This is a genomic window from Geodermatophilus maliterrae, assembly GCF_041018925.1.
In the GTDB taxonomy this organism is placed as follows: Bacteria; Actinomycetota; Actinomycetes; order Mycobacteriales; family Geodermatophilaceae; genus Geodermatophilus; species Geodermatophilus maliterrae.
On the sequence record NZ_JBFNXQ010000114.1, the window covers coordinates 1 to 15,916 of the forward strand.

A 15,916-nucleotide genomic window follows, 5' to 3' on the forward strand; every position below is an offset into this window, starting at 1 on the left:
GGGCTGTTATTTTTCAAAACCCCCCCCCCGCCCCCGGCGCGGCCGCCGCCGGGGCCGCCGCGGCGGCGGCCGCAGGCCCGCGCACGGGTGGACGGCACGCCGCCGGCCCGCGCAGCATGCCACCGCTGCAGGGCCCGCCGGTCGACGACGACGACCGTGAGTACGACCAGCCCGCGTCCCCGCCGCGGCGCAGCGAGCGACGGCAGAGCGAACGCCGCGAGGGCAACCGCCGCTGGGCGTGGCTCGTGGCCGGCCTGGTGGTGCTGGCCGGGCTGCTGACCGGCGCGTTCCTCCTCCTCGGCAACGGGGACGGCACCGACGGCGGCACCACCGCCGAGGAGACCACCACCAGCGCCCCCACCACGGGCGCGCCGACCGGGGCCCCGCAGCAGGTCACCATCGGCGCGGCGTCGGACTATGTCGGCGAGGACGCCTACGACGTGCAGGCCGACCTCGAGGAGCTGGGCCTGGTGGTGTCCCGGAGGGCCGCCACCGCCGACCAGCTCGCCGCCCTCGGCCTCGAGCTCGACGCCAACGACGTCGCCGGCGTCGACCCGTCGGGCGTGCAGGTCGCGGACGGCAGCACCGTGACCCTCACCGTCGCCGAGGACGGCTACAGCCCCGAGCAGCAGTCCGAGGAGGACCAGGGCTCCGGGGACGGGCAGGGCAACGGCAACGAGGGCAACAGCGGCAGCGGCAACAGCGGCAACGGCAACGGCAACGGGAACCAGGCCCCGACCACCCAGGCACCCACGCCCACGCCCACGCCCACGCCCACGCGCAGCACCGCGCCGCCGGCCGAGGAGCCCGCTGAGGAGCCCGTGGAGCCCGCCCCGGAGGAGGACGAGGACCCCCAACCCGGCAGCTCCGCGCCTCCGCCGCCGGCGGTGACGACGACGTCGTCGGCGCCGGCGGTACCGCAGAACACCGGCGCGCAGGGACCGCAGCGTGGTGGCGACGCGGACGGCGACGAGGACCCCGCGGCGTGACGCCGCTCACCCGCGCCGTCCCGGGATCGGGCACCCCGGCCGTTACGCTGCCCGCCGGGGAGGGGTCCGCCCCCGGCGCTCGACCGTGCCCGGCCCCGCCCACGACGCGCCGGCGCACCGCCCGGGAGGACCACCGATGACCACCCCCCAGGTGCTCGGCGAGCGCTACGAGATCGGCGGGGTGCTCGGCCGTGGCGGCATGGCGGAGGTGCACCGCGGTCGCGACCTGCGCCTGGGCCGCGAGGTGGCGGTCAAGGTGCTGCGCAGCGACCTCGCCCGCGACCCCTCGTTCCAGGTGCGGTTCCGGCGCGAGGCCCAGGCCGCCGCGTCGCTGAACCACCCGGCGATCGTCGCCGTCTACGACACCGGCGAGGACCGGACACCGTCCGGCGCCACCCCCTACATCGTCATGGAGTACGTCGAGGGCGAGACGCTGCGCGACGTCCTCCGCCGCGAGGGCGTGCTCCCGCCCGAGCGGGCGATGAGCCTGGCCGCCGACACCTGCGCCGCGCTCGACTTCAGCCACCGCAACGGCATCGTCCACCGCGACGTGAAGCCCGGGAACGTGATGATCACGCCGCAGGGCACGGTCAAGGTGATGGACTTCGGCATCGCCCGCGCGGTCTCCGACTCCGCCGCGACGATGACGTCGACCGCCGCGGTCATCGGCACCGCGCAGTACCTCTCCCCCGAGCAGGCGCGCGGCGAGGCCGTCGACGCCCGGTCCGACGTCTACTCGGTGGGCTGCCTGCTCTACGAGCTGGTGACCGGCGCGCCGCCGTTCACCGGCGACTCCCCCGTCTCGGTGGCCTACCAGCACGTCCGGGAGGACCCGCGGCTGCCGTCGTCGATCAACCCGGCGATCCCGCCGGACCTCGACGCGATCCTGCTCAAGGCGCTGAGCAAGAATCCGGCCAACCGCTACCAGTCGGCCGCGGACATGCGCAACGACCTGCTCCGGTCACTGGCCGGGCAGCGGGTCGAGGCGACGCCGGTGATGGGCGACGAGGAGAAGACCACCATCCTCGGCGCCACCCCCGGCTTCCCCGGCGACGAGGACGGCTGGGACGACGACGAGGCCGCCCGCCGGCGCAGGCGCAACCGGGTGGTCGCACTCGTCGTCGGCGCCCTCGTGCTCATCGGCGCGGTCGTCGGGGTGGCGGTGCTGCTCAACTCCGGCGACGAGGAGCCGCCGGCGGCCGAGGTCGCCCAGGTGTCGGTGCCCGACGTCGTGGGCGACCCCCGGGCCGACGCGGAGGCGGCCCTGCGCGAGGCCGGTCTCACCGTCGGGCAGGTCACCACCGAGGCCAGCAGCGCCGCCCAGGAGGGCCAGGTGCTCAGCACGAACCCGACCAGCGGCGCCCAGGTCGAGCGCGAGAGCACGGTGGCCCTCGTGGTGGGCGCCGGGCCCGGCACGCTGACCGTGCCGCCGATCGTCAACCTCGACGCCGACGACGCCGAGACGGCGCTGCGCAACGCCGGCTTCACCGGCACCGTCGACACCGAGCAGGTCGACAACCTCGAGGACGAGAACACCGTCGTCACCGCCGACCCGGCGCAGGGCTCGCAGGCCGCCCCGGACGCCACCTTCACCCTCCAGGTCTCCGACGGCACCGCCGAGATCCCGGACGTGACCGGCCAGGACGAGGCCACGGCCCGCGACACGCTGGGCACGGCGGGCTTCGGCCGGGTGACGGTCGAGGAGGTCGACTCGGACCAGCCCGCCGGCACCGTCGTCGCCAGCGACCCGGCCGCCGGCACCCAGGCCGCGGCCGACGAGCCGATCACCCTGCAGGTGTCCGGCGGCGCGGCAGAGGTCACCGTGCCGGCCTCCATCGTCGGGGTGCCCGAGGGGCAGGCGCGCCAGGCGCTGGCCGCGGCCGGCTTCACCGGCACGATCACCGTGGTGGACACCCCGGCCGAGGCGGGGCAGACGGTCGGGACCGTGGCCGGCAGCGATCCCCAGCCGGGTCAGACGGTGGCACCCGACGGCGAGGTCACGCTGCTGGTCTACCGGCAGGCCAGTGCCACGCCGAGCAGCCCCGCCAGCGGGGACGACGGCCCGCCCGTCGACGACTGACACCGGTCGCAGGCGCGACGAGGGGCCCCTCCCGGACGGGAGGGGCCCCTCGTGTCGTACGGGGGTCGGGCCCGGATCAGACCGGAGCAGCCGACAGCCGGCGGGCGCCGGCCGCGGCGGCCTCGACCACGTCGGGGTCGGGGGCCAGGCCGCAGGCCGCCAGCCAGGTGGCCAGCATCCGGTGCCCGCCCTGGGTGAGCACCGACTCGGGGTGGAACTGCACGCCCTCGACGGGCAGCTCGCGGTGCCGCAGCGCCATCACGATGCCCGAGGGCGTCGTCCCGGTGACCTCCAGCTCGGCGGGCACGGTGGCCCGGTCGACGGCCAGCGAGTGGTAGCGGGTGGCGGTGAACGGCGAGGGCAGCCCGGCCAGCACCCCCGCGCCGTCGTGCAGCACCTCGCTGGTCTTGCCGTGCAGCAGCTCCGGCGCCCGCACCACCTCGGCACCGAAGGCCTCGGCGATGGCCTGGTGTCCCAGGCACACGCCCAGCACCGGCGTGCCGGCCTCCGCTGCCGCGCGGACCATCGGCACGGTCACCCCGGCGCCGGCGGGAGTCCCGGGGCCGGGGGAGAGCAGCACCCCGGCGACGTCGAGGTCGGCCAGCTCGTCGACGGTGACGGCGTCGTTGCGCCGCACGACGCACTCCACACCCAGCTGGCCGAGGTACTGGACCAGGTTGTAGACGAAGCTGTCGAAGTTGTCGACGACGAGGACGGGACGGCTCACGCCTCCTGTCTACACCGCGGCGCGGGTCACCCGTCGGCCGCTGTGGCGTACTCCATGACCGGCGGGGCGTCGTGGCCCGGCAGCGTGAGGTCGGGCCGCTCGCGGAAGGCGAAGCCCAGCCCGTAGTCCTCGACCGCCTGCAGGAAGACCTGCACCTGCGGGGAGGCGTCGAGCTGGGTGCGGATGGCGGCCGGGTCGCCGATCGCGGTGACCACGAACGGCGGCGAGTACGTGCGCCCCTGCAGCAGCAGCACGTTGCCGACGCAGCGGACGGCGCTGGTGGCCACGAGCCGCTGGTCCATGATCGCGACACCGTCGGCGCCGGCGGCCCACACGGCGTTGACCACCGCCTGGACGTCGGACTGGTGGATGACGACGTCGTCGGGCCGGGCGCCGGTCGGCAGGCCGCCGTCGGGACGGCGCGGTGCGTCGTCGAGGGTGATCTCCACGCCCGGCCCGCTCATCGCCACCAGCCCGGCTGACAGGGCGCCGTCCTCGCCGGCCGCCCGGGCGGCCGCGACCGCACCGTCGCGGGAGGCGGCCTGGTCGGTGAGTGCCTCGGCCTGGCGCTGCAGGGCCTCCAGCTGCGCCTCCTGCTCGGCGATGACCTCGTCGCGCTGGGCGACCAGCGTGGACAGCTCGGTCACGTCGCCGGCGCGCAGGTCCGAGCCCTGGGCGGTCTGGCCGGAGGTGGCGAACAGCAGGCCTGCCGCCAGCGCCACCACGGGCACCAGGGCGCCCCATGCCGAGCGCCCGCGGGGCGGGGGCCCGGGGGTCGGGGGCGGGGTCACGGGCGGCTCCAGGGACACGTGGGGGGAGCGACGGCCCTCGGGAGGGCCGACCTGCACCCCCCTCAGCTTAGGCTGGGACGAGTACGTGCCGGTCGCGACGGACCGGTGCCCCGGGAACAGGAGTCGGTCGGAGTGCCCAAGTCGAAGGTGCGCAAGAAGTCGGTCTACACGCCGCCCGAGGGCGTGCTGCAGCCCCGGTCGTCCCAGGCGCGCGCCGTACAGCCGAGCCCGCGCTGGTGGGCGCCGCTGATGGTCACGCTCATGGTGCTCGGGCTGCTGTGGATCGTCGTCTACTACGTGGCCGGCGACCAGATCCCGTTCATGGTGTCCCTGTCGGCCTGGAACTTCGCCATCGGCTTCGGCGCCATGGTGCTCGGCCTGGTGATGTCGATGCGCTGGCGCTGACGGAAGGACCCCCTACCCCGCACCGCTCGTCGAGGCCCTCGTCCCCCTGGGGACGGGGGCCTCTCGCGTACCCGGGCACCTACACCAGCCGACCGGGCGTCGTCCCCGGGGGTGGGGGTCGCTGTGCACAGGCCGCCGCGGGATCCACAGATCGACATGGCGCTCCACCCCCAGGGTTGTCCACGACGTGTGGAGAACGGGTGTTCGAGTGCACCCCGCTGACCTGCTACTTCACACCCGGTGGGGCGCGTGTGGCGAGAAGGGCGGCCGAGTAACTACAGGTCTGTGCTTTGTCCCCAGCTGTGTACCCAGCTGGGGACAAAGCGACATGGGACGTGCATGGAGCCGGTCACGCACCGCAAGCGCGTCCGTACTGTCGAGCAGTCGACACGCGCGCCGAACAGGGCGGATCCCCTGTGACAGGCGCTCGTCCCCAGGTCTGCGAGCCTGTGGACAGACGGGTCCGGAGGGGACGGCGGCCGCCTGGGAGGCTGGGGACGTGCAGTGGGCGGCGCGGACGGCGGAGACGGTGGCCCTCGCGCTCGGGGGACTGCTGCTCGGACTGGCCGCACTGGGGCTCGACGCCGTCGGCCGGGCCCTGGTGGGCACGGCGGGGGCGCTCCTGCTGGTCCTGGCCGTCCGCGACGTCGTCCTGCGGCCCCGGCTCTCGGCCGGCGCCGACGGCGTGGAGGTCCGCACGCTCACCGGCCGGACGCGGCTGCCCTGGACCGCCCTGCGCGTGCGGCTGCGGACGACCAGCCGGCTCGGGGTGCGCTCCCGCCTGCTCGAGCTCGACACCGCGCACGGCCCGGACGACGGCGGGACGCTGGTGGTCCTGGGCCGCCGCGACCTGGGTACCGACCCGGCGGCCGTGGCCCGCGCCCTGGAGGGGATGCGGCCGGCGGCCTGAGAGAACGGCCCGCCTCGCGGCCCCCCACAGGGAGGCCCTCAGAGGCCGAGGACCACCACGGGCACGGGCACGACCAGCGCGACGGTCACCAGCACGGCGGCGAGCAGCAGCAGCCCGGCTCCCTGCACCACGGCGCGGCGCCGCTGCAGCGCCCGTCGGGTGAGGACGAGCAGCGCGGTGGCGAGGACACCGGCGACCAGGCCGCCGAGGTGCCCGAGCAGGGAGACGCCGGGCAGGAAGCTGATGACGACGTTGATCGCCAGGAGGGTGAGCAGCCCGCGCAGGTCCTGCCGGGCGGCCAGCATGAGGACGCCCAGAGCGCCCAGCAGTCCGTACAGGGCCGCCGACGCCCCGGCGACGGGCCGGCCGGGCTCCCCGAAGAGCTGGATGGCCACGGAGCCACCGAGGGCGGAGACCAGGTAGACGCCCAGGTAGCGCCACCAGCCCAGCCGGGCCTCCAACTCCGGGCCGAAGACCAGCAGGCTGAGCATGTTGAGCAGCAGGTGGGTGATCCCGATGTGCAGGAACGCGCCCGTGATCAGCCGCCAGTCCTGGCCGAAGACGTCGACGAGGACGGGCACCTGGGAGAACTCCTGGAACACCGGCGAGCGCCAGTTCTCCAGCGGGCCCTCGCCGACGGACACCGCCGAGACGGCCGTGACGACGAAGACGGCGACGTTGACCGCGACGAGCGTGGCGGTCACCGGCCCGAAGCGGCGACGGGCGGCGGTCCAGCGCGGGACCGGCCGGGCGCGGCGCACGCCGGCGTTGCCCGCCCGGACGTCGTCGGGGCACTGGAAGCCGACCGCGGCCGGCGTCATGCACTCGGGGCAGATCGGCCGGTCGCAGCGGGTGCAGCGGATCCCGGTCGGCCGGTCGGGGTGCCGGTAACAGGTGGTCGACGGGGGTGCCGGCGGCGGGACGTCGCCGGCACCCCCGTCGGACGGGGAGCCGGTCAGCTGCGCTGCACCTCGACCGACTGCAGGACGACGTCCTCCACCGGCCGGTCACCGCGGGCGGTGGCGACCTTGCCGATCCGGTCGACGACCTCGCGGCCGGCCTGGTCGGCCACCTCGCCGAAGATCGTGTGCTTGCCGGTCAGCCACGGGGTGGCGGCCACGGTGATGAAGAACTGCGAGCCGTTGGTGCCGGGCCCGGCGTTGGCCATGGCGAGCAGGTAGGGCCGGGTGAAGGCCAGGTCGGGGTGGATCTCGTCGCCGAACTGGTAGCCGGGGCCGCCGATGCCCTGACCCAGCGGGTCCCCGCCCTGGATCATGAAGCCGTCGATGATCCGGTGGAAGACGGTGCCGTCGTAGAGGCGGTCGGTGGTCTTCGCACGGGTGCGCGGGTGGGTCCACTCGCGGCGCCCCTCGGCCAGGTCCGCGAAGTTCGCGACCGTCTTGGGCGCGTGGTCGGGGAACAGGTCGACGGTGATGTCGCCGTGGTTGGTGTGGAGCACGGCACGGCGTGCAGGAGTCGCTTCGGTCACGGCGTCCACTCTCCCATCCCGTCGCCGGGCGGTCCCGCGGGACGAGGGGCGGCTGGCCCGGGCCGGCTAGTCCGGGGCGGTGTGCCGCTCGACGGAGGCGAGCAGGTCGCGCAGGTCGCCGTCGAGCCGGCGCACCCGGTCGGGGTCGAGGTCGCCGAGCATCCGCTGCTGCTCGGCCAGCCCGGCGCCCACGGCCTCGTCGACCAGCGCCCGCCCGCTGTCGGTGAGCCGGACGAGCAGGGCGCGCCGGTCGGTCGGATCGGGCGTGCGGACCAGGTGGCCGGCCCGCTCCAGCCGGTCGAGCCGGCTCGTCATGCCCCCGCTGCTGAGCATGAGCGCGGCCGTCAGCCGGCCCGGTGACAGCCCCTCGGGCGTGCCGGCGCGCCGCAGCGTGGCCAGGACGTCGAAGTCGGCGCGGGTGAGGCCGAACCGCGCGTAGCACCGCTCCTGGGCGTCTCCGACCAGCCGCGCGACCCGGTAGACGCGGCCGAACACCGCCATGGCCGCGGTGTCGAGGTCGGGACGCTCGACCGCCCACTGCTCGACGATCGCGTCGACCCCGTCCCGTTCGGCCACGCCTCCAGCCTGCCACGTCCCACGGTTGACAGAAACTCGATACCAAGTATCTTGGCATCGAGATACATGCCGACGAGAGGACCCGGTCATGGTGGCGACGACGTCCGCAGCAGTCGCTCCAGCACCCGCCCGCCCCGGGCACGGGTGGTCGCTCACCCTGGCCACCGCGGTCGCCCCGGCGACCTGGGGCACGACCTACGTCGTCACCACCGAGTGGCTGCCGCCGGACCGGCCGCTGCTGGCCGCCACGGTGCGGGCGCTGCCCGCGGGGCTGCTGCTGCTGGCGGTGGGCCGGGTCCTGCCGCGAGGCACCTGGTGGCTCAAGGCCGCCGTGCTCGGTGTCCTCAACATCGGTGCGTTCTTCGCGCTGCTGTTCGTCGCCGCCTACCGGCTGCCCGGTGGGGTCGCCGCCGTCCTGGGCGCCGCACAACCCCTGCTGGTCGCCGTGCTGGCCGTCCCCCTGCTCGGCCAGCGGCTGCGGCCGCGGAGCCTGCTGCTCGGTGTCCTCGGCATCGGGGGCGTCGCGCTGATCGTGCTGAGCGGCCCGGTGCGCCTCGACCCGCTCGGCATCGCGGCCGGGCTGGCCGGCACGGCGAGCATGGGCACCGGCGTCCTGCTCACCAAGCGCTGGGGGCGGCCGGTGCCGGTCCTGGCGTTCACCGGCTGGCAGCTGACGGCAGGCGGCGCGGTACTCCTCCCGCTCGCGCTCGCCGTCGAGGGGCTGCCGCCCGCGCTGACCGGCACGCACGCCGCCGGCCTGCTCTACCTGGCGACGGTCAACACGGCGCTGGCCTACGCGCTGTGGCTGCGCGGCATCGGCGGGCTGCCCGCCGACCGGGTCAGCTTCCTCGGTCTGCTCTCCCCCGTCGTCGCCACGGTCGTCGGGTGGCTGGTCCTGGACGAGGGGCTCACCGCCCTGCAGCTGGCCGGCACGGTCCTCGCGCTGAGCTGTGTCGTCCTCGCCCAGCGCGCGGACGCCGGCGCGGTGCGGGAGCGGCCGACCGCCGGACCGGCGCGCCCCGGGGCGGCGACCGGCTGACCCGGACGGGGTGGTCCACGGACGGTGCCGTCAAGGACCGGCGGGCCGCCGTCGATGGCCTGTCCGTGCTCCACTCCCCGCCCCCCGTTCCCCGGCCGGCCGCCGACCGCTCGCGGGGCCCCCGTCGCGTCCTGCAGGCGGTCGCGGCCGGTTCCGGCGTCCCGTACCTGGTCTCCCTGCTGCCCGGCGTCCGGTCGGAGGCCGGCTTCTCGCTGGTGCTCGACGGGTGGTGCCAGACGGTCTTCGTCGCCGCCGTCATCGGTCTGGTGTTCTGCCGGGCCGTCGTCTCCGACCAGGACCGTCGCGCGTGGGCGGCCTTCGGCCTGGGCCTGGCCAGCTTCCTGGCGGGCACCCTCGTCTACTACGCGCTCTACCAGGACCTCGCGGTCGCGCCCTACCCGGCGTGGTCGGACCTGGGCTGGGTGCTGTTCTACCCGTTCGCGTACGTCGCGCTGCTGGGGATGCTGCGGACGCGCGTCCCCCGGCTGAGCGCCGGTGTGTGGCTCGACGGTCTGGTCGTCGGCCTGACCGTGGCCGCGGCCGGTGCCGCCTTGGCACTGGGTGCCGCGGTGCGTGCGGCCGAGGGCAACCTGGACGTCGTCCTGGTCAGCCTCGCCTACCCGGTGGCCGACCTGGCCCTCCTGACGCTGGCGGCCGGCGCCATCGCCGTCATCGGCCGCGGTGCGGGGGCGTCGTGGTGGTGGCTGTCGGGCGGCGTGGGCCTGTTCGCCGTCGTCGACACCGTCTACGCCTACCAGCTCGCCCACGGCACCTACGTCGACGGCGGTCCGGTCGACCTGGGCTGGGCGCTGGCGGTCGTCTGCTTCGGTGCGGCCGCCACCCGGCGTCCGGCCCGCGACCGGGGCCGGTGCCGCGAGGGCGCCGACGCCCTGGTGCTGCCCGGTGTCTGTGCCCTCGGCGCCCTCGCGCTGCTCCTGGACGGCTACCTGGGCGGCGGTGAGCCGCTGGCCGGGTGGCTGGCCATCGGGGCCGTCCTGGCCGCCCTCGCCCGCACCGCGCTGAGCTTCCACGACGTCAGGGCGCTGGCCGACAGCCGCCGCCAGGCCCGCACCGACGAGCTGACCGGGCTGGTCAACCGGCGTGGCGTCTACGAGCTGCTCACCAGCCTCGACGAGGAGCTGGCGGCCGGCGCCGAGGTGGCCGTGCTGCTGGTCGACCTCGACCGGTTCAAGGAGATCAACGACTCGCTGGGCCACGCGGCCGGTGACGAGCTGCTGCGCCAGGTGGGTCCCCGGCTCGCCGCGGACCTGCGGGCCACCGACGTGCTCGCCCGCCTGGGCGGCGACGAGTTCGTCGTCCTCGCCCGCGACCTGGACGCCGACGGAGCCACCGCGCTGGGCGAGCGGATCCGCACCCGCCTGCGGGAGCCGTTCCGCTCGGGCTCGATGGACCTCACCGTGGACGGCAGCGTCGGCATCGCCGTCGGCCCGGTCCAGGCGCGCTGCGCCGAGGAGCTGCTGCAGATGGCCGATCTGGCCATGTACGCCGCCAAGCGCCGCCGCACCGGTGTGGCCGTGTACGACGAGGCCCGCGACGGCCAGGGCCGCCACCGCCTCGAGCTGGCCGACCAGCTGCGCCGGGGCATCGCCGGCGGCGAGCTCGTGCTGCACTACCAGCCCAAGCTCGCCTTCGACGGCGACCACGTCGTCGGCGTCGAGGCGCTGGCGCGCTGGCGGCACCCCGAGCGCGGACTGCTGTTCCCCGACACCTTCATCGAGGTGGCCGAGTCCTCCGGGCTCATGGGCGAGCTGACCGTCGCCGTGCTCGACCTCGCCCTGGCGCAGGCCCGGACCTGGGCCGACTCCGGCCACCGGCTCAGCGTCGCGGTCAACGTCAGCCCGTCGAACCTGGTCGACGACCGCTTCCCCGACGAGGTCGCCCAGCGCCTGCGGGTGCACGGCCTCCCGGCCTCCGCACTGGTCCTCGAGGTGACCGAGAGCCTGCTCATGGAGGACCGCGAGCGCGCCGTCAGCGTGCTCCGCCGGCTGCGGGACGCCGGGGTGGGCATCGCGATCGACGACTACGGCACCGGCTACTCCAGCCTGGCCTACCTCGCCGAGCTGCCGGTCACCGAGCTCAAGCTCGACCGGGCGTTCGTGGGCACCATGGTGGACAGCCCGCGGAACTCGGCCATCGTCACCTCGACGCTGCAGCTGTCGCACGCGCTCGGGCTGGTGCTGGTCGCCGAGGGGGCCGAGGACCAGGCCACCGTGGACGCGCTCGCCGACCTCGGCTGCGACCAGGTGCAGGGGTACCACCTGAGCCGGCCGCTGCCGCCCGAGCAGCTGCTGGGCTGGCTGCGCGACCGCGCCGTCCGGGCGACGGCCGTGCCGGCCTGAGGAGCGACCTGACCGGCAGACGGCGACGCCCCGACCGGTGACTCGCGGTCGGGGCGTGGGCCCGTCGACGTGGTGGAGACGAGGGGAATCGAACCCCTAATCCCCGCCTCGCAGAATCGACCGAGGGGTGGCTTGGCGCAGTGGGCTGTGGCTGAAAACCCGTACTGACCAGCACCTTCACCGTTGGTCGCTGTCGGGCAGTGTGGGCCGATTTCGGCCGTTGTGCGGACCATCTGCGGACTGTGTGCGGACTGCGGGGCGGGCCGCAGCCGCGTCGGACGCCGCTCCGGGAGGCGCCACCCGCCGCCCATCCCCGCAGGAGTGTCTCCGACTGCGCCGGCCGCCGGAAGGGCGCTTGCGCGTCCCTGCGGGATGGGCCTGCGGCCCACCCTTCCCCCGGCGCCGCGCAGTCGGAAGGCGAGCGGGTTGTGGACGAGCGAGTGGAGTCTCGGCCGATCTCTTCGACGGTCGTTCCCGGTCGAGTCCGGACCTTGTGCGGAGGCATCTGACCGCCGGAACCGGGGCTCTGCGGGTAGGTGTGCCGCTACTACCGGATCGAAGTCCGCGATGGTCCCGCTCCTGGGGACTCGTTCTCCGCCGCTTACGGAACCGAATGGGTGAGTAGACTCTCTTCTACGCCGCTTCGCGGCTTCTGATGGGTCATGACGTGGCCTGCCGGACCGGGAGTTCTCCCTCCGAAGAGGACCCACTCCGGGGCCGACCGTCCTTGTCGGCCAGCCGGACCTGACGGACCGGATCCGCCATGAGCTCGACCCCCGATCAACGTTCCCCCGAACCCCTCGACACCCGAGCCGCGATCGCCGAGCTCGGCAGGCTGCCCTTCGCAGGTACGTCGATGGACGCGATGTTGCTCCGGATCGCCGAGCTCGCCAAGCAGGTCACCCCCGGCGTCGCCGAGGCCTCCGTCACCCTCGTCAGCGACCACAAGGCCACCACCGCCTCCTTCACCGGCCAGCTGGCGCTCGACCTCGACGAGTCGCAGTACAGCCGCGGACAGGGTCCCTGCCTGGAGGCCGCCGTCGGCCAGGAGATCCAGGAGATCTCCGACGCGCGCGAGGAGACCCGCTGGCCGGGCCACGCCCAGGAATGCGTCGCTCGGGGCTCGCTCAGCTCCCTGTCCGTCCCGGTGCCGGTCCGGGAGTCCGTCCACGGCGCCCTGAACCTCTACGCGACCGAGGCACAGGTCTTCAGCGACGAAGCGAGGGACGTCGCGGCGGAGTTCGCCTCCTACGCCGCCATCGCCGTCCAGAACAGGCACCTGTACGAGAGCACCCGCGAGCTGGCCGAACACCTCGACACCGCGATGCGCACCCGAGCGGTCATCGAACAGGCCAAGGGAATCTTGATGAGCCAACGCAACTGCGACGCCGCCGAGGCCTTCAACATGCTCGCCGCCGCCTCACAACGGTCCAACCGCAAGCTCCGCGACATCGCCCAGGCCCTCGTCGACGGCGTCAGCGGGACGCCGAAGGACCCAGCCTCCTGACGCCGGAGCTTCCCCTGCGCCCGTGGCGTCGGGGTCGCGCATTCCGGTGCTGCCCACCAAACGCAGCACATCAGGTGGCCCATGTCCCTACCAGAGGCCACCACTGCCCCGGATCCCCTCGGACGACGCCGCAGATGACTGGAGTTCGATGAGCATCACCGAGCGTTTCGCCATTGCCGTCGCGGCCTCCGCCGTGGACATGTCCGACCCGGAGCTGCTACCCGTCCGGCTGGCCAGGGCCGCCGCCGTTGTGCTGCCGGTCGACGGGGCAGGCATCAGCCTGTTCTTCAGCACGGACCGCCGGTTGCCGCTGGGCGCCAGCGACGAGGTCTCCGCGGTGGCCGAGCGACTGCAGTTCACCGTGGGCGAGGGCCCCTGCCTGTCCGCCCACGTCTCCGGCCAGTCCATCGTCGCCGAAGAGGCCGACATCGAGGCCAGCTGGCCGGCGTTCCACGACGCCCTCGTCACCCAGACCCCTGTGCGGGGCATCATCTCCATGCCGTTCCAGGACGAGCTCCGCGGCTACGGCGCACTGGACCTCTACCTCGTCCCGCCCCACGACGTCCGCACCGTCACGCTGTACGACGCCCTGACCGTCACCCGCGAGATCGTGTCGCTGTTCCACCGTTCCGCACGCCCCGCCGGCGGCGAGGACGGGCCCGCCTGGCTCGGAGCACCGGCCGCCGAGCGGCGGTCTCTGGTCTGGCAGGCCATGGGCTTCCTCAACGCCGGGTTGGACATCACCAGCGAGGACGCCCTGGCGCTGCTCCGGTCCCACGCCTATGGAACGGGTTCCGACCTCGACGACCTCGCCGCCCGCGTACTCGCTCGCGAAGTCCCGCTCGAGGAGCTCGCCTACGACGACAGATCCGCCTGAGTCATGGAGTCATCCAGCGGCGACCGATTGTCTGAGCTCGGTAGATCGCCCTGGCAGCGCCATGAGGAGCGCGCCCGTCGGCAGGCGAGGCGGTCGTGGTCGCTCACGAGGCTCCAGCCGGCGAGAGTCGGCCCGGCGGCCTGTTGCTAGACCGCCGGGCCTGAGTCCACTGCGCTGCCGGCCGCGCACGGACCGTGCTCAGAACCTTCCCGCCGCGACCGACGGTCAACCCGGCCACGAGCGCCCGCCCGGCGGTGTCTCGGTCAGGACCCGAGGACGCCCGATTGGGCTAGAGACGCCGCGACCTCATGGAGCTTGCGGTTGGTGTCCTGGCTGGTCCTCGCTAGCAGAGCGAAGGCCATCTCGGCAGTGATCTTGTAGCGCTCCATCAAGATGCCCTTGGCCTGGCCGATCAGGTCTCGGCTGCTCAATGCCGTGGTGAGGTGATTGAGGTCGCGCGCATCCGCTATGCAGGAGAGGCGCCGCCGGTACCTGACCGTGGAGCAGCTCGAGGCACTCGCCGACGCCGCCGGGCCCGGCCGGGTCGCCGTGCTGGTGCTCGGCTACTGCGGGCTGCGCTGGTCGGAGCTGGCGGCGCTGCGGGTGCGGCACTTCGACCTGCTGCGCCGACGGGTGCTCGTCGAGGAGGCTGTCACCGAGGTCGACGGCTCCCGCCTGGTGTGGGGCACCCCCAAGACCCACGGCCGCCGCTCGGTGCCGCTGCCGCGGTTCCTCGTCGACGAACTCGCCCGGACGGTGGTGACCCGCCCTGCCGACGAGCTGGCCTTCCCCTCGCCGCAGGGCGCGGTGCTGCGCAACCGGAACGCCCGGTCCGCCTGGTTCGACGCCGCGGCCCGGGCCATCGGAGAGCCCGGGCTCACGCCGCACGAGCTCCGGCACACCGCGGCCTCGCTGGCGATCAAGGCCGGCGCCAACGTCAAGGCGGTGCAGCGGATGCTCGGACACGCGTCGGCCGCCATGACCCTGGACCGCTACGCCGACCTGTTCGACGACGACCTGGACGACGTCGCCGACCGGCTGGACACCCTGCGGGCCGCATCCCACGGACGAGTTGCGGACTTTTTGCGGACTGAGACCCTGCCGGATTGCTCATCCGAGCCCCCGGCGGAGGTGAAGCCGCAGGTCAAGCGAGTGGAGACGAGGGGAATCGAACCCCTAACCCCCGCCTTGCAAAGGCGGTGCTCTGCCAATTGAGCTACGTCCCCGGGGCTGTCCCCGGGTGGCCCCGCGAGGGGGCCGGGGTCAGCGGGTGGTGGGGCGGCTGACGGCCTGCGGGCCGCTGGTGGCCTCGTGCCAGAGGTCGGCCTCGGCCTTGCCCGCGCCTCCTCCGGCGCGGCGACGGACAGCGGCGACACCGGCGGCCGCCACGGCGGCCAGGGCCAGCTTCTTCAACACGCGGTACCTCCTGAGGTCGGCGGCGCCACGGACGGCGCCCCCGCGCCGTGACGACGGGGCCGTCCGGCGCCGGGGCACCGGTACACGGGTGGGCCTGGGAGGACTTGAACCTCCGGCCTCATCCTTATCAGGGATGCGCTCTAACCGCCTGAGCTACAGGCCCGTGGACCGCGACCAATGTACCCGGCCCCTCGCGGGACCCGGCACGTGGCCCCTCCGCAGTATCCCGCCGGGAGCGTGCGAGCGGTGGGGAGGACGGGGTCCTGCTGCTACTCGCGCTCGGCGAGCGTGACCTCGAGGCCGCCGACGAGGTCGGCGCACAGGTTGTAGATGAAGGCCGCGACGGTGCACAGCGCGGTCATGAGCACGATGTTGATCGCGCCGATGACCGCCGCGCCGCCGAAGACGACACCAGGTGTGATGACGTCCCCGCCGCCCTCGCCGCCGGAGGCGGTACCGAGCTGGCCGAAGAGGTCGTTGAGGGTGTCGAAGACGCCGACACCGGACAGGACGCCGTAGAGGATCCCGACGGCGACCATCCAGATGAAGAACAGCGCGATCGACAGGACCAGCGAGATCTTCAGCGCCGACCACGTGTCGATGTGCCGCAGCTGCAGCCGGGCCCGCCGCGGGCCGCGGGGACCGCGCTTGGGCGTCCGGCCGGCGGCCTGCTGCCCGCCCCGTCCGGCACCGGCCGGCGGCGGGGTCTGCACGGCCGCGGCCGGGGTGATGGTCTGGGTGGTGCCCGAC

At 74.2% G+C, this 15,916-nt stretch carries 15 protein-coding genes, 2 tRNA genes and 2 pseudogenes; 9 read left to right on the forward strand and 10 right to left on the reverse strand.

What is annotated here, in order from left to right:
* Together ABQ292_RS23005 and pknB are read left to right on the forward strand one after the other, a co-directional pair.
* Nucleotides 1-989 (forward strand): annotated as a pseudogene (locus ABQ292_RS23005) (hypothetical protein); the annotation flags it as partial.
* A gap of 136 nt (nucleotides 990-1,125) precedes the next feature.
* A complete protein-coding gene (gene pknB, locus ABQ292_RS23010) occupies nucleotides 1,126-3,069 on the forward strand; it encodes a Stk1 family PASTA domain-containing Ser/Thr kinase (RefSeq protein ID WP_369210041.1) in 1,944 nt (647 codons plus the stop codon).
* A 76-nt stretch (nucleotides 3,070-3,145) separates the two neighbouring features.
* Here pknB and ABQ292_RS23015 read toward each other — a convergent pair whose 3' ends face one another.
* Both ABQ292_RS23015 and ABQ292_RS23020 read right to left on the reverse strand, forming a co-directional pair.
* Nucleotides 3,146-3,796 (reverse strand): aminodeoxychorismate/anthranilate synthase component II, encoded by a 651-nt coding sequence (locus tag ABQ292_RS23015; protein ID WP_369210042.1) that lies wholly within the window; start codon nucleotides 3,794-3,796, stop codon nucleotides 3,146-3,148.
* A 26-nt stretch (nucleotides 3,797-3,822) separates the two neighbouring features.
* The gene (locus tag ABQ292_RS23020) at nucleotides 3,823-4,587 is read right to left on the reverse strand and encodes a DUF881 domain-containing protein (RefSeq protein ID WP_369210043.1); all 765 of its coding nucleotides are present in this window, start codon (nucleotides 4,585-4,587) and stop codon (nucleotides 3,823-3,825) included.
* A gap of 132 nt (nucleotides 4,588-4,719) precedes the next feature.
* On the opposite strand from ABQ292_RS23020, the gene crgA reads away from it, so the two are divergent.
* Together crgA and ABQ292_RS23030 are read left to right on the forward strand one after the other, a co-directional pair.
* Nucleotides 4,720-4,992 carry a cell division protein CrgA gene (gene crgA / locus ABQ292_RS23025; protein ID WP_369210044.1) on the forward strand — a complete coding sequence of 91 codons (273 nt, stop codon included), beginning with the start codon at nucleotides 4,720-4,722 and terminating at the stop codon, nucleotides 4,990-4,992.
* 499 nt (nucleotides 4,993-5,491) lie between these two features.
* Nucleotides 5,492-5,902, forward strand: a complete 411-nt coding sequence (locus ABQ292_RS23030) for a PH domain-containing protein (protein WP_369210045.1) — start codon at nucleotides 5,492-5,494, stop codon at nucleotides 5,900-5,902.
* 38 nt (nucleotides 5,903-5,940) lie between these two features.
* Here the strand turns inward: ABQ292_RS23030 and ABQ292_RS23035 are convergent, their stop codons facing one another.
* From ABQ292_RS23035 to ABQ292_RS23045, 3 genes are all read right to left on the reverse strand, one after another.
* Complete coding sequence (locus tag ABQ292_RS23035) at nucleotides 5,941-6,723, reverse strand: rhomboid family intramembrane serine protease (RefSeq protein ID WP_369210046.1); 783 nt, start codon at nucleotides 6,721-6,723, stop codon at nucleotides 5,941-5,943.
* Nucleotides 6,724-6,857: 134 nt separating this feature from the next.
* Nucleotides 6,858-7,391: a peptidylprolyl isomerase gene (locus ABQ292_RS23040; RefSeq protein WP_369210047.1), complete on the reverse strand. Its 534-nt coding sequence runs from the start codon at nucleotides 7,389-7,391 to the stop codon at nucleotides 6,858-6,860.
* 66 nt (nucleotides 7,392-7,457) lie between these two features.
* Nucleotides 7,458-7,967 (reverse strand): MarR family winged helix-turn-helix transcriptional regulator, encoded by a 510-nt coding sequence (locus ABQ292_RS23045; protein ID WP_369210048.1) that lies wholly within the window; start codon nucleotides 7,965-7,967, stop codon nucleotides 7,458-7,460.
* 88 nt (nucleotides 7,968-8,055) lie between these two features.
* Here ABQ292_RS23045 and ABQ292_RS23050 point away from each other — a divergent pair, with 88 nt between their 5' ends.
* From ABQ292_RS23050 to ABQ292_RS23065, 4 genes are all read left to right on the forward strand, one after another.
* The gene (locus ABQ292_RS23050; protein ID WP_369210049.1) at nucleotides 8,056-9,006 is read left to right on the forward strand and encodes an EamA family transporter; all 951 of its coding nucleotides are present in this window, start codon (nucleotides 8,056-8,058) and stop codon (nucleotides 9,004-9,006) included.
* Nucleotides 9,007-9,071: 65 nt separating this feature from the next.
* Entirely contained in the window at nucleotides 9,072-11,366 is a 2,295-nt protein-coding gene (locus ABQ292_RS23055; RefSeq protein ID WP_369210050.1) for a putative bifunctional diguanylate cyclase/phosphodiesterase, read from the forward strand.
* A 763-nt stretch (nucleotides 11,367-12,129) separates the two neighbouring features.
* The gene (locus ABQ292_RS23060; RefSeq protein WP_369210051.1) at nucleotides 12,130-12,873 is read left to right on the forward strand and encodes an ANTAR domain-containing protein; all 744 of its coding nucleotides are present in this window, start codon (nucleotides 12,130-12,132) and stop codon (nucleotides 12,871-12,873) included.
* A gap of 148 nt (nucleotides 12,874-13,021) precedes the next feature.
* Nucleotides 13,022-13,750: an ANTAR domain-containing protein gene (locus ABQ292_RS23065; RefSeq protein ID WP_369210052.1), complete on the forward strand. Its 729-nt coding sequence runs from the start codon at nucleotides 13,022-13,024 to the stop codon at nucleotides 13,748-13,750.
* A 263-nt stretch (nucleotides 13,751-14,013) separates the two neighbouring features.
* On the opposite strand, the gene ABQ292_RS23070 is transcribed toward ABQ292_RS23065, so the two are convergent.
* A complete protein-coding gene (locus ABQ292_RS23070; protein ID WP_369210054.1) occupies nucleotides 14,014-14,220 on the reverse strand; it encodes an ANTAR domain-containing protein in 207 nt (68 codons plus the stop codon).
* Here ABQ292_RS23070 and ABQ292_RS23075 point away from each other — a divergent pair.
* Nucleotides 14,219-14,746, forward strand: a pseudogene (locus tag ABQ292_RS23075) (site-specific integrase); the annotation flags it as partial. The gene ABQ292_RS23070 and the pseudogene ABQ292_RS23075 overlap by 2 nt on opposite strands.
* Nucleotides 14,747-14,903: 157 nt before the next feature.
* On the opposite strand, the gene ABQ292_RS23080 reads toward ABQ292_RS23075, so the two are convergent.
* The 4 genes from ABQ292_RS23080 to ABQ292_RS23095 form a co-directional block, all read right to left on the reverse strand.
* Nucleotides 14,904-14,976: transfer RNA gene (locus ABQ292_RS23080), tRNA-Ala, on the reverse strand.
* A 37-nt stretch (nucleotides 14,977-15,013) separates the two neighbouring features.
* Nucleotides 15,014-15,166, reverse strand: coding sequence for a DLW-39 family protein (locus tag ABQ292_RS23085; protein ID WP_204692285.1), 153 nt, complete (start codon nucleotides 15,164-15,166; stop codon nucleotides 15,014-15,016).
* An 89-nt stretch (nucleotides 15,167-15,255) separates the two neighbouring features.
* Nucleotides 15,256-15,329 (reverse strand) — tRNA-Ile (locus ABQ292_RS23090).
* Nucleotides 15,330-15,435: 106 nt separating this feature from the next.
* The coding region (locus ABQ292_RS23095) for a DUF3566 domain-containing protein (RefSeq protein WP_369210053.1) at nucleotides 15,436-15,916 on the reverse strand (481 nt) is incomplete at its 5' end.

Excerpts from the sequence above, each read along its gene's own strand:
- pknB (WP_369210041.1), top strand. The coding sequence starts at position 1,126 with ATGACCACCCCCCAGGTGCTCGGCGAGCGCTACGAGATCGGCGGGGTG.
- ABQ292_RS23035 (WP_369210046.1), bottom strand. The coding sequence starts at position 6,723 with ATGACGCCGGCCGCGGTCGGCTTCCAGTGCCCCGACGACGTCCGGGCG.
- ABQ292_RS23050 (WP_369210049.1), top strand. The coding sequence starts at position 8,056 with ATGGTGGCGACGACGTCCGCAGCAGTCGCTCCAGCACCCGCCCGCCCC.
- ABQ292_RS23060 (WP_369210051.1), top strand. The coding sequence starts at position 12,130 with ATGAGCTCGACCCCCGATCAACGTTCCCCCGAACCCCTCGACACCCGA.
- ABQ292_RS23065 (WP_369210052.1), top strand. The coding sequence starts at position 13,022 with ATGAGCATCACCGAGCGTTTCGCCATTGCCGTCGCGGCCTCCGCCGTG.